Origin of the sequence: Micromonospora sp. CV4 (assembly GCF_003667455.1) — a bacterium.
In the GTDB taxonomy this organism is placed as follows: domain Bacteria; phylum Actinomycetota; class Actinomycetes; order Mycobacteriales; family Micromonosporaceae; genus Micromonospora.
This window is the reverse complement of sequence record NZ_RCVI01000361.1, coordinates 18,702-31,004: the sequence shown is the minus strand read 5'-3', so window position 1 is coordinate 31,004 and position 12,303 is coordinate 18,702. Positions and strand designations below refer to the sequence as shown.

Genomic DNA, 12,303 nt, shown 5'->3' with positions numbered 1-12,303 from the left:
GGCCGGGCCGGCGCAGGTCGGGGCGCGACGGGTGCCGGGGCCGGCGGCCGGGGCGCGGGTGCCCGGGGCGCGGGTGCGATGGCTGGGATGGGCGCCGGTGCGGGCGCCGGCTACGGCGAGGAGGAGGCTCCCCGCAACACCTGGCTGGAAGAGGACGAGGACGTGTGGGGCGCGGACGGCGGCGGCACTTCCGGCGTCCTGCGCTGATCGTCGGGACACCACGGCACCGGCGGGGACGCCCCGTCGGTGCCGTGGTGCGTACGACCACTGGAGGCCGTGTCAGGCCCGCTCAACCGGCGTCGGTCAGTTGGTGACCGGCGAGTCGGTGCGCCGGCCCGGGCGCCAGCCGCGCCGGCGGCCTCGGATCAGGATCGGCCGGGCGGCCAGCAGCAGCACGGCGAGCAGCCCGCCGACCGCGGCGGCCCAGATCGCGACGGTGCGTTGCCAGCTCAGCGGGTCGTCCGACCGGTCGGGCGCCGGGAGCTTGCCGGCGGGCGGATCGGTGCGGGTGCCGAGCAGGCTCGACACGGCTCGGTACGGGTTGACCACTCCGTAACCGACCTCCCCGTTGTGCCCGTTCGGCGGGTTGTCCGCCGTCCGTTCCAGCCGCTCGGCGACCTGGTACGGATCGAGGTCCGGATGGGCGGCCCGGACCAGCGCGGCCACTCCTGACACGTACGCGGCGGCGAAGCTGGTGCCGCCGGTCGGCTCGGCGCGGTAGCCCTCTCCGCGCGGGGCCGGGCCGACGATGTTCAACCCCGGCGCGGCGACGTCGACGTAGGCGCCGCTCACCGAGGTGTCGACGTGGCCGCCCTGCTCGTTCACGCCGGCGACCGCGATCACGCCGTCGTACGCGGCCGGGTAGCCAGTCTTGTCCTGCTGCTGCTCCTGCCGGTTGCCGGCAGCGGCGACCAGCACTACCCGCTTCGCGAGCGCGTTCTTGACCGCCTCCTCCAGTTCGGGGCGGGGCAGCGTCACCAGGGACAGGTTGATCACGTCGGCGCCCTGCTCGACGGCGTAGTCGATGGCCGCGGCGATCTGCGCGGGCAGCCCCTCGTCGTTGGTGCCCTTGGTGTCCGGCAGCACCCGGACCGGCAGGATGCGGGCCGCCGGGGCGATGCCGCTGAACGGCGTGCCGGTGCCTTCCTTGCCGGCGATGATGCCGGCGACCATCGTGCCGTGCCCGGCCTGGTCGCACTGGCCCTTGTTGGCCGGCAGGCCGTTGAAGTCCCGGCCTTCGAGCACCTGGCCCTTGAGCAGGGGGTGGGTGGCGGACACGCCGGAGTCGATGACCGCCACGGTCACGCCGGCGCCCCGGGACAGCGGCCACGCCGAGGCCGGGTCCAACCGGCGCAGCGCCCAAGGCATCTCCGGTAAAGCGTCCTCGCCACCCGGGCCGCAGGTGGGCGCCGCGACGGCCGGGGAGGGTACGGCCACCAGGGCGGCGCCGAGCAGGACGGCCAGCGTTCCACTGAGGACAGCACGGACGGCACGTCCGGTACGGCGGGACGGGTCGGTCGCGCTCAACGGCAGGCATTCGCGCACCCGCAGAGATTACCGCTGTGTGCTGGCGGGCAACGGCCCGGCGACGGCGGTCAGGATGGGCGGGCGGCCTCCGGGGCGGGTGTCTCGGCGAAGAGCGCGAGCAGATCCCCGACCTGGCGGTCGGCCTCCGCGGGGTGCCGGAAGTGGCCGGCAGGGTTGAGGGTGTACTCGTTGCGCCGCCCGACCCGGGTGCGGTGCAGGTAGCCGCCGGCCTCCAGGTCGGCGACGATCGCCTGCGCGGCCCGCTCGGTCACGCCGACCTCGGCCGCCACGTCGCGCAGCCGCGCCGTGGGGTTGCGGCCGATGGCCAGCAGAACGTGCCCGTGGTTGGTGAGGAACGTCCAGTTCCGGCCGCCGGTGCCGCCAGCCGCCGTCGCCGTGCTCGCCATCGTGGGACCGCCTCTCCCGTTGGTCGACCCTGCCCTCAAGCGTCGCCCGATGACCGGCCGGGGCCAACGTATGAAATCTATATCACGCATATCTTGACGCATCTTGCGGTGCGTGTGACGGTGGAGCCCGAGTCAGCGCCTGTAGCCAGCCCGCTGAAGGCTCGGTTGAACAGGTAAAACACGTGGAGACGAGGTGCGGGCGATGAGCCGTCCCGGTACACCCGGCGGGCAGCCGGGCCCGCAGCGGGCCGCCGACCGGGTGTCAGCACCGACCGTGCCGGCCCAGGCGTACGCCGAACTGGCTGCCGGCAACCGCCGCTTCGTCAGCGGCATTCCGCGCCACCCAAATCAGGACGCCGGGCACCGTGCGGCGGTGGCCGACGGGCAGCACCCCTTCGCGGTGATCGTCGGCTGCTCCGACTCCCGGTTGGCCGCCGAGATCATCTTCGATCGTGGGCTGGGTGACCTGTTCGTGGTCCGCACCGCCGGGCACACCACCGGCCCGGAGGTGCTGGGCAGCGTGGAGTACGCGGTGACCGTGCTCGGCACCCCGCTGGTGGTGGTGCTCGGCCACGACTCGTGCGGTGCGGTGCAGGCGGCCCGGCAGTCGGCCGCCACCGGCACCCCGCCCCAGGGGCACCTGCGCGCGGTGGTCGACGCCGTCCTGCCCAGCCTGCGCCGCGCCGCGGCCGAGGGGGTGGACGACATCGACGGCATCATCGACATCCACATCGCGCAGACCGTCGAGGCGCTGCTCGGGCAGTCGCCCGTGCTGGCCGACGAGGTCGCGCAGGGGCGGTGCGCGGTGGTGGGGATGTCGTACCGGCTCGCCGCCGGAGAGGTGCGTCCGGTGGCCGCCGTGCCGCCCGCGACGCTCGATGTGCCGATCGACGCCGGCACGCCGGCCGCCTGAAACGCGTCGAGGGCCGTCCCGCGTCACGCGGGGCGGCCCTCGGACAGGAGCGCGCGGGTCAGAGTAGCGACATGTGCACGTGGTCGGTGTGGTTCGACGGCCCGCTGTACGACTTCCAGCCGGTCGCCGGGAACCAGATCTGCCGGTTCCAGATCACGTAGTAGATGCCGAGCCGATCGGCGTTGCGGATGAGGAACGCCGCGACGTTGTTGCCGTACGTCCGGGTGTCCTCGTTGTGCCACGGGCTGAAGCCGCTCTTCTGCAGCGACCAGTCGCAGGCGCGGCCCTTCGGGTGCTCCCACGGCCCGCCGGAGCGGTAGCAGCCGACGAACCGGTTGAAGCCGGCCCGCTTGACCTCCTTGTAGGCGTGCAGCGTGCGCGGCGTGACGCAGCCGGACGTGGTCGGGTCGTTCTCGCTGCACGACTGGGGCTTCCAGTCGCCGTCGGCGGTCCGGCCCGGGCCGAGCCGGGCGACCGGTGAGGTGGCCGACACCAGCCCGCCGGTGAAGCCCTTCCCACCGACCAGGGCGAGCGCCTTGTCCGCGTCGCGCTTCTCCTTGGCCATCAGGGCGGTCTGCTTCTGCTGCTCGCGGACCTCCGCGTCGAGGGCCAGCTTGGCCTGCTCGGCACGCTCCTTCACCGCGTTGACCTCGGCGAGCTTCTTCTCGTTGACCATGTTCATCTCGTCGAGCGCGGCGGCGCGCTGGACGAAGGAGTCGGGGGCCTCGCTCTCCAGCAGCATCGCCATCGGCCCGATCCGGCCGGTGCGGTACGACTGGGAGGCGATCTGCCCGACCTGCGGTGCCAGTGCGTCCAGGTCTGCCTTTGCCCGAGTGACCTCCACCGCCAGCTCAAGCTGCCGCTTCTTGGACTTGTCCAGTTTGGACTTGGCCGCCGAGTACTTGCGGTTGGTCTGCTCGATGACGTCGGTGAGCAGCTTGGGCTCGCCGTCCTCCTCGTGCCCGGACGGTGTGGGGGTCGTCGGGGCGGCGTGGGCCGGGAGCGGCCCGGCGAGCACGGTCAATGCGGCGATCACGGCCACCACGGGTGTCAACCAGCGGCGTAGGGGTGCCGTCACAATGTTCCCTTCCGTCGACCGCCGACCGGGTTAGCTGACGGGTTCGGGGCGGAAGTGGCCCCTACCGCTGTCGCGGATTCACCCCACGTACCTGGGTTCCCGGCTCGCCGGTTGGCGATTGGGCGGTGGTACCGCAGGCGCCGCTTCGCGCCTTCATCGGTAACCGACGGCGAGGTTACCCGAGAGCCCACCGGCTGAGCTACGCCCCGATACCGACTAAAAGCGTCATTTCGCCATGGCGTTGAGTGACCAGTGACGGGGTTCTCAGGGCGAACGCCCCGCCTGGTCACGTTGAGGAGTGTCACCATGCCGTATCCGTGCTCCTGTTCGGATCTGGCCACCGGTCGGTGGCGGGGGATGGGGGTGTGGTCCGCGCCGGGTCGGACGACGTGGGGTCGGGTCGACCCGTACGCGGGGAGCTCAGTGCGGCCAGCGCCTCGGCGCGGTCGGGCTGCGGTCGCGGCGCGGGCGTGGCCGCAGTGGGCGTGGCGCCCTGCCGGCCGGCTGCGGTCACCATCGCGGCCAGCCCGGTGGTGAGCGGCACGGCGGCGATCAGCCCGAGCGTGGCGACCGCGCTGCGGACGATCTCCTGCGCCAGGAACTCGCTGGTCAGGATCTGCCCGATCGGCCGCGAGTCGGCGGTGAGCAGGAGCAGCAGCGGTAGGGAGGCGCCCGCGTACGCCAGCACGATGGTGTTGACGGTGGACGCGATGTGCGCCCGGCCGACCCGGGTCGCCGCCCGGTAGAGCTGCAACCGGGTCAGCCCGGGGTTGGCGTTGGCCAGCTCGGTCACGGTGGCCGCCTGGGTGACCGTCACGTCGTCGAGCACCCCGAGCGAGCCGATGATGATCCCGGCGAGCAGCAGGCCGTGCAGGTCGACGTCGGCCTGGAACATCGACAGGGTGGTGGCGTCCTCGCTGCCGAAGCCGGTGAGGTGGGTGGCGGCGGTGACGATGGTGGCCAGTACGCCGGTGAGTACCAGGCTGCCCAGGGTGCCGAGCACCGCGACCGAGGTCTGCGCGCTGACTCCGTGGGTCAGGTAGAGCACCACGAACATGATCAGCGCGGCGCCGACCACAGCGACCAGCAGCGGTGACCGGCCCGCGCCGATACCGGGCAGCACGAAGGTGAGCAGGATGGCGAAGCTGGCGGTCAACCCCGCCAGCGCGGCCAGACCACGCCACCGGCCGAACGCGACGATCGCGGCGGCGAAGATCACCGCCAGCCACAGCAGCGGCGCGCCGCGCTGGTGTTCGGCGATGTTCCAACTGCTGGCCGTGGGGTCGGTCGGGTCGGTCAGCTCGACCAGGATGACCTCGTCGTCGACCTCGACCCGGGGAGCGCCCGGTCCGGCCGGCACCGGTGTCTGGATCTGCTGGCCGGAGGCCGGCCCGTCGTTCACCCGCACGTCCACCGTGCCGCACGGCCCGTCCCCGACCCCCGGTGTGCCCTCGGGGCTCGAAGCTGCCGGTGGGCACGGCTCGGTCACCACCCGGGTCACCGTGCCGTGGTAGCGCGGCACGTTCGCTCCACCGTCGGTCTGCGGTGACCCGTCGCGCGGCCAGAGCACCACCGCTGCGAGCACGGTCGCGACGAAGAGGGGCACCACCGTCGCGAAGAGGATCCGTCGCACCCGGGGCGGGGCGGACGGAGCGGAACGGGTGTGGTCGGAACCCAATGCGAGACTCCCAACGATCCGGTGCGGGGTACGTGCCGGCGGGCTGGTCGGTTCAGCGCCGCGGCGGGAAAGCGGCGACGAGCGCGCCGAATCGCTGGATGGCGACCGCGTGATCACGAACGGTGAGCGCTCGGCCCGGTCGGCGGACGGCGACGCCGCACCGGGGCGGCATCTCTGCCCGGGCGCGTAGCGGGTTCCGGAGGGCCATCGTCGGAATGCTAACCAGCCCGACCCGGGGACGCAGGTCGTGGCGGAGTGTCGGAGTGGTCGAACCGCCCGCGTGGCGGTTTCCGGCGCGGCATGTTGGAGTCATGCCCGCTCCGTCACCGCCCGACCCCGATCGTCCTGCCGGCGACCAGCGACACGCCGACGGCGGGCCGCAGCAGCACGGCGGGCACGACAAGCACGCGGGGCACGACAAGCACGGCGGGCACGACAAGCGCGGCGGGCACGACAAGCATGCGGGGCACGATCCGGCGATGTTCCGCCGCCGGTTCTGGATCTGCCTGGCGCTCACCGTGCCGGTGGTGTTGACCAGTCACCTGGTGCTGGACCGGCTCGGTCTCGACCTGGACGTCCCGGGCCGGTCCTGGGTCGGGCCCGTGCTCGGCTCGGTGGTGTTCTGGTGGGGCGGCTGGCCGTTCCTGGTGGGTGCGGTCCGCGAGGTCCGCGATCGGGCGCCGGGCATGATGCTGCTGGTCGCGATGGCGATCACCGTCGCCTACACCGCATCACTGGCCACCAGTGCGGGTGCCTTCGACCTGGATTTCTGGTGGGAGCTGGCCGCGCTGGTCACCATCATGCTGCTCGGGCACTGGCAGGAGATGAAGGCGATCGGTCAGGCCAGAGGCGCGCTCGCGGCGCTGGCCGCGTTGCTGCCCGACGACGCCGAGCGGGTGACGGCGGACGGGCGGATCGAGCCGGTGCCGGTGGCCGAGCTGCGGGTGGGTGACGTGGTGCTGGTCCGGCCGGGTGGGCGGGTTCCGGCGGACGGTCGGATCGTCGACGGTGGCGCCGAGCTGGACGAGTCGATGATCACCGGCGAGTCGCGTCCGGTCGCCCGGTCGGCAGGGGACCGGGTGGTGGCCGGCACCGTCGCCACCGACTCGGCGATCCGGGTGCGCGTCGAGGCGTTGGGTGAACAGACCGCGCTCGCCGGCATCCAGCGGATGGTCGCGCAGGCGCAGCGCTCCGGCGGGCGGGCCCAACTGCTGGCGGACCGGTTCGCCGCCGCGCTGTTCTACCTGGCAACCGGCACGGCCGTGCTGACCGTGCTGGTCTGGACCGTGCTCGGCCGGCCCGACGAGGCGGTGGTCCGCGCGGTCACCGTCCTGGTGATCGCCTGCCCGCACGCGCTCGGGCTGGCGATTCCGCTGGTCGTCGCGCTCTCCACCGCGCTGGCCGCGCGGTCCGGCATCCTGGTCAAGGACCGGTTGGCGCTGGAGCGGATGCGGACCGTCGACGCGGTGCTGTTCGACAAGACCGGCACGCTGACCCGGGGCGAGCACGCGGTCACCGACCTGGTGACCGCGTCCGGCGTGGGACGGGACGAGGTGCTGCGGATCGCGGCTGGTGTGGAGTCGGACAGCGAGCATCCGCTGGCCCGGGCGATCGTGGCGGCGGCCGGGGACGTCGCCCCGGCCACCGGGTTCCGGTCGCTGCCGGGCCGCGGCGTGCAGGCCTTTGTCGACGGTACGGAGTACGCGGTGGGTGGGCCGACGTTGCTGCGGGAGCTGGGCCTGTCGCTCCCGGCCGAGCTGGACGCGCCGATCGGCCGGTGGTCGGCGCGGGGCGCCGCGGTGCTGTACCTGGTGCGGCTGCCGGGCGCCCTGCTCGGTGCGTTCGCGCTGACCGACGAGGTACGTCCGGAGGCCCGGCGGGCCATCGTCGAGCTGCGCGCGGCGGGTGTCCGCACCATCGCCATGATCACCGGTGACGCCCGGCCGGTGGCCGAGGCGGTCGCCGCCGACCTGGGCTTCCGGCCCGGCGTCGACGAGGTCTTCGCCGAGGTGTTGCCGGCGGAGAAGGACGGCCGGGTGGCCGAGCTTCAGCGGCGGGGACTGACCGTGGCGATGATCGGCGACGGGGTGAACGACGCGCCGGCGTTGGCGCGCGCCGACGTGGGTATCGCGATCGGCGCGGGCACCGACGTGGCGATCGAGTCCGCCGGGGTGGTGCTGGCCTCGTCGGACCCGCGCGGGGTCGGCGCCGTGGCCCGGCTCTCCCGGGCGTCGTACCGCAAGATGCGCCAGAACCTGGCCTGGGCGGCGGGCTACAACGTGGTGGCGCTGCCACTGGCGGCCGGGGTGCTGGCGTGGGCCGGGGTGGCGTTGAGCCCGGCGCTGGCCGCGGTGCTGATGTCCGCGTCCACCATCGTGGTGGCGCTCAACGCCCAGTTGCTGCGCGGGGTACGCCTCGACCCGGAGCCGGACTGACGGCCCGGCCCGGCGGCCGCGCACCGTCGACGGCCGGGTCACTGCGCCCGGCCAAGGGCCAGGGTCTCAGCCGCGCTTCATCAGCCGGCCGACCGCCGCCATCATCTCGGTGGCCATCTCGTCGGCCCGGCCCTCGGCCGCGCCCTCGTGCATGCAGTGCCGGGCGTGCCCGTCGAGGAGCCCCAGCGCGACCTTGTCCAGTGCGGCCTGGATCGCGGAAATCTGGGTGAGCACGTCGATGCAGTAGCGGTCCTCGTCGACCATCTTCTCGATGCCCCGGACCTGCCCCTCGACGCGGCGGAGCCGCGCGAGCAGCTGGTCCTTGCTGGCGGTGTATCCGCGGATCGGAGTGGGTGCGGTCATGACGACCAGGATAGCCTACCCCTGGGGGGTATGGTACTGTCCCTCTCTGTAGGGATACCCCCACCGGGTACCGGTACAACATCAGGGCAGAGGTCCGCCTCCGAATTACCCCAGGGGGGTATAGGCTCGGAGGTGGCGGAGGGAGACGGATCAATGGTCAACACGACGTACCAGGTGCAGGGCATGACCTGTGGGCACTGCGTCAGCTCGGTCAGCGCCGAGGTCGGCGCCATCGCGGGCGTGCGCGACGTTCAGGTCGACCTGGCCACCGGCCGGGTCACCGTCAGCAGCGACCAGCCGCTGGACACGGAGGTCGTCCGGGCCGCCGTCGACGAGGCCGGCTACGACCTCGTCGACGCCTGATCGAGAGGTTCGGCGATGAACACGGTGACCAGACTGGGCGGCTTCGCCCTGGGCCTCGCGGCGGTCTTCGGCGCGGCGTACGGGATCGGGCAGGTGGCCGGCCCCGCCGCCCCGGTGGCCGAGAGCTCACACGACGGCGGGGCCGTCCACCAGCCGGGCCCGGCCGACCAGGGCGAGCACGACGAGGCGGCCGACCGGCTCCCCGGCGGCCTGCTGGTCTCCGACCGCGGCTACACCCTCGAACCGGTCGCCGCCCCGGCCGGCGAGTTCGCCTTCCGGATCGGCGGCCCCGACGGCCGGCCGATGACCCGGTTCGACGTGGCCCACGACAAGCGGATGCACCTCATCGTCGCCCGGCGGGACCTCTCCGGCTTCCGCCACGTGCATCCCGACCTGGCCCCGGACGGCACCTGGCGGGTCGCCACCCCGCTGGCCGGCCCCGGCCAGTGGCGGGCGTTCGCCGACTTCGCCCCGACCGGGGGAGAGCCGCTGACCCTCGGCGTGGACGTGACCGTCCCCGGCCCCTTGGCCGAGCGACCACTGCCCGCACCGGGGACCAGCACGACCGTCGACGGCTACACGGTCACCCTGACGGGCGTGGTACGGCCCGGCGGCACCTCGCCGCTCACGCTGACCGTCAGCCGGGACGGGCGGCCGGTAACCGACCTGGAGCCCTACCTGGGCGCGTACGGACACCTCGTGGCGCTACGCCGGGGCGACCTGGCGTACCTGCACGTGCACCCGGAGGGGACGCCCGGTGACGGGCGCACCCGGCCCGGTCCGGCCGTCACCTTCCTCGCCGAGGTGCCCTCGGCCGGCAGCTATCGGCTCTACCTCGACTTCCGGCACGGCGGGTCGGTGCACACCGCCGAGTTCACCGTGGTCGCCGGCACGCCGACGACCGGCGGCTATCCCACCCCGGGCGGATCCGCACCGACCGAGGGCGCCGACCACGGCACCCCCGGGCACGGGCACAACTGACGGGACCAGATGATGACCACCACCAGCAGACCGCTGCCCGAGGCGCCGAACCGGATCGAGTTGGCGATCGGCGGCATGACCTGCGCCGCCTGCGCCGCCCGGATCGAGAAGAAGCTGAACCGGATGGACGGGGTCAGCGCGACCGTCAACTACGCCACCGAGAAGGCCACCGTCCGGTACGCCGACGGCGTCACGCCGGACGACCTGATCGGCACGGTGCAGAAGACCGGCTACACGGCCGCCCTGCCGTCCCCGCCGGCCACCGCCGAGGAGCCGGTGGACGCGCTGCGCGGCCCGCGTACCCGCCTCTGGGTGTCGGTGGCGCTCAGCGTGCCGGTGGTCGTGCTGGCCATGGTGCCGGCCTGGCAGTTCGACTACTGGCAGTGGCTGTCGCTGACCCTGGCCGCTCCGGTGGTGGTCTGGGGCGGGCTGCCGTTCCACCGCGCCGCCTGGACCAACCTGCGGCACGGCGCGGCGACCATGGACACCCTGGTCTCGCTCGGCACCCTCGCCGCGTTCGGTTGGTCGCTCTGGGCGCTCTTCCTCGGCGACGCCGGGATGCCCGGGATGACGCACCCGTTCCGTTTCGACATCACCCGCACCGACGGCGCCGGCAACATCTACCTGGAGGCGGCCGCCGGGGTGACGGTGTTCATCCTGGCCGGCCGCTATTTCGAGGCCCGCTCGAAGCGGACCGCGGGCGCCGCCCTGCGCGCTCTTCTCGAACTGGGCGCCAAGGAGGTGGCGGTGCTCCGCGACGGGGTGGAGACCCTGATCCCGGTGGACCAGCTCGCCGTCGGTGACCGGTTCGTGGTCCGCCCCGGCGAGAAGATCGCCACCGACGGCGTGGTCGACGAGGGCACCTCGGCCGTCGACGCCAGCATGCTCACCGGCGAGTCGGTCCCGGTCGAGGTCGGCCCGGGCGACGGCGTGGTGGGTGCCACGATCAACGCGGGCGGCCGGCTCGTCGTCACCGCCACGCGGGTCGGCGGGGACACTCAGCTCGCCCGGATGGCCGACCTGGTCGAGCAGGCCCAGAGTGGCAAGGCGGCCGTGCAGCGGCTGGCGGACCGGATCTCCGGCGTCTTCGTGCCGATCGTCATCACGCTCGCCGTGGGCACCCTCGGCTGGTGGCTCGGCACCGGGGCCGGGCCGACCGCCGCGTTCACCGCCGCGGTGGCCGTGCTGATCATCGCCTGCCCCTGCGCGCTCGGCCTGGCCACGCCGACCGCCCTCCTGGTCGGCACGGGCCGGGGCGCGCAGCTCGGCGTGCTGATCAAGGGGCCGGAGGTGCTGGAGTCGACCCGGCGGGTGGACACGGTGGTACTGGACAAGACCGGCACCGTGACGACCGGCCGGATGACCCTGGTGGACGTGGTGCCGGCCGCCGGTGCGGACCGTGCCGAGCTGCTCCGGCTCGCGGGGGCGGTCGAGGCCGCCTCCGAGCACCCGATCGCGCGGGCGGTCGCCGCGGGCGCCGCCGAGGCCGGGGCGCTGCCCCCGGTGGCCGGTTTCGCCAACGTCGAGGGGCTGGGCGTGACCGCCACGGTGGACGGCCGGAGTGTGCTGGTGGGCCGGCTCCGACTGCTGCGCGAGCGCGGGCTCGACGTACCTCCGGAGGTTCAGCAGGCGGTCGCCGACGCGGAGGCCGGCGGCCGGACGGCGATCGTCGCCGGTTGGGACGGGCGGGCCCGGGGGATGCTCGCGGTCGCCGACGTGGTCCGGCCGACCAGCCGCGCGGCGGTGGCCCGGCTGCGCGCCCTGGGGCTCACCCCGGTCCTGCTGACCGGGGACAACGTCACCGTGGCCCGGGCGGTCGCCGCCGAGGTGGGCGTGGACGAGGTGATCGCCGAGGTGCTGCCGGCCGGCAAGGTCGACGTGGTCAGGCGACTCCAGTCCGAGGGCAGGTCGGTGGCGATGGTCGGCGACGGGGTCAACGACGCTCCGGCGCTGGCGCAGGCCGATCTGGGCCTGGCGATGGGCACCGGCACCGATGTGGCGATCGAAGCGTCGGATCTCACCCTGGTCCGTGGTGACCTGGACGCCGCGGTGGACGCCATCCGGTTGTCCCGACGCACGCTCGGCATCATCCGGGGCAACCTGTTCTGGGCCTTCGGGTACAACGTGGCGGCCCTGCCGCTGGCCGCTGCCGGGCTGCTCAACCCGATGATCGCCGGCGCCACGATGGCCCTGTCCTCGGTGTTCGTGGTGGCCAACAGCCTGCGCCTGCGCCGGTTCCGCCCGGCCGCCCCCGCTGACGGGGTGTGACGGCGGAGTCGGCCGAAATGGTTGGACCGGGGACGGTGGGGGTACTGCTGGTGGCGTAGCGACGCTCGCGATGGAGGTTGGCACATGGGTATCGACGACAAGATCAACAACGCCACCGAGGACGCGGCCGGCAAGCTGAAGGAAGGCGCCGGTCGGGCCACCGACAACGAGCAGCTCGAGGCCGAGGGTCGCAACGACCAGGCCGGGGCCAAGCTCAAGCAGGCGGGCGAGAAGATCAAGGACGCTTTCAAGAGCTGACGTTCGACGTACCCCGCACGCCGGGCCGGTGA

11 protein-coding genes, 1 pseudogene and 1 riboswitch are annotated in these 12,303 nt (G+C 73.4%); of the genes and pseudogenes, 7 read left to right on the top strand and 5 right to left on the bottom strand.

All coding sequences use genetic code 11. The features are described from left to right. Positions 1-207, top strand: a pseudogene (locus EAD98_RS31695) (hypothetical protein); the annotation flags it as partial. A gap of 96 nt (positions 208-303) precedes the next feature. On the opposite strand, the gene mycP reads toward EAD98_RS31695, so the two are convergent. Beyond that, positions 304-1,545: a type VII secretion-associated serine protease mycosin gene (gene mycP, locus EAD98_RS25515; protein ID WP_233578666.1), complete on the bottom strand. Its 1,242-nt coding sequence runs from the start codon at positions 1,543-1,545 to the stop codon at positions 304-306. A 50-nt stretch (positions 1,546-1,595) separates the two neighbouring features. Then, positions 1,596-1,934, bottom strand: a complete 339-nt coding sequence (locus EAD98_RS25510; RefSeq protein WP_121656525.1) for a helix-turn-helix domain-containing protein — start codon at positions 1,932-1,934, stop codon at positions 1,596-1,598. 202 nt (positions 1,935-2,136) lie between these two features. Between EAD98_RS25510 and EAD98_RS25505 the strand changes: the two genes are divergently transcribed. Further along, positions 2,137-2,847, top strand: a complete 711-nt coding sequence (locus tag EAD98_RS25505; protein ID WP_233583970.1) for a carbonic anhydrase — start codon at positions 2,137-2,139, stop codon at positions 2,845-2,847. 58 nt (positions 2,848-2,905) lie between these two features. Here EAD98_RS25505 and EAD98_RS25500 read toward each other — a convergent pair whose 3' ends face one another. Both EAD98_RS25500 and EAD98_RS25495 read right to left on the bottom strand, forming a co-directional pair. Further along, positions 2,906-3,925: a hypothetical protein gene (locus EAD98_RS25500; RefSeq protein WP_121656524.1), complete on the bottom strand. Its 1,020-nt coding sequence runs from the start codon at positions 3,923-3,925 to the stop codon at positions 2,906-2,908. A 4-nt stretch (positions 3,926-3,929) separates the two neighbouring features. Beyond that, positions 3,930-4,060, bottom strand: a riboswitch (cyclic di-AMP (ydaO/yuaA leader). 166 nt (positions 4,061-4,226) lie between these two features. Next, entirely contained in the window at positions 4,227-5,603 is a 1,377-nt protein-coding gene (locus tag EAD98_RS25495; RefSeq protein ID WP_121656523.1) for a YibE/F family protein, read from the bottom strand. 311 nt (positions 5,604-5,914) lie between these two features. Between EAD98_RS25495 and EAD98_RS25490 the strand changes: the two genes are divergently transcribed. Continuing rightward, positions 5,915-8,038 carry a heavy metal translocating P-type ATPase gene (locus EAD98_RS25490; protein WP_121656522.1) on the top strand — a complete coding sequence of 708 codons (2,124 nt, stop codon included), beginning with the start codon at positions 5,915-5,917 and terminating at the stop codon, positions 8,036-8,038. A 66-nt stretch (positions 8,039-8,104) separates the two neighbouring features. Here the strand turns inward: EAD98_RS25490 and EAD98_RS25485 are convergent, their stop codons facing one another. Beyond that, positions 8,105-8,401, bottom strand: a complete 297-nt coding sequence (locus EAD98_RS25485) for a metal-sensitive transcriptional regulator (protein WP_007454936.1) — start codon at positions 8,399-8,401, stop codon at positions 8,105-8,107. A gap of 153 nt (positions 8,402-8,554) precedes the next feature. On the opposite strand from EAD98_RS25485, the gene EAD98_RS25480 reads away from it, so the two are divergent. The 4 genes from EAD98_RS25480 (at position 8,555) to EAD98_RS25465 (ending at position 12,271) form a co-directional block, all read left to right on the top strand. Further along, positions 8,555-8,764: a heavy-metal-associated domain-containing protein gene (locus EAD98_RS25480; protein ID WP_121656521.1), complete on the top strand. Its 210-nt coding sequence runs from the start codon at positions 8,555-8,557 to the stop codon at positions 8,762-8,764. A gap of 15 nt (positions 8,765-8,779) precedes the next feature. Further along, on the top strand, positions 8,780-9,745 hold the full coding sequence (locus tag EAD98_RS25475; protein ID WP_121656520.1) for a hypothetical protein: 966 nt from the start codon (positions 8,780-8,782) through the stop codon (positions 9,743-9,745). A gap of 12 nt (positions 9,746-9,757) precedes the next feature. Further along, positions 9,758-12,013 carry a cation-translocating P-type ATPase gene (locus EAD98_RS25470; protein ID WP_121656528.1) on the top strand — a complete coding sequence of 752 codons (2,256 nt, stop codon included), beginning with the start codon at positions 9,758-9,760 and terminating at the stop codon, positions 12,011-12,013. 84 nt (positions 12,014-12,097) lie between these two features. Beyond that, positions 12,098-12,271 (top strand): CsbD family protein, encoded by a 174-nt coding sequence (locus tag EAD98_RS25465; protein WP_121656519.1) that lies wholly within the window; start codon positions 12,098-12,100, stop codon positions 12,269-12,271. The last annotated feature ends 32 nt before the right edge of the window (positions 12,272-12,303 follow it).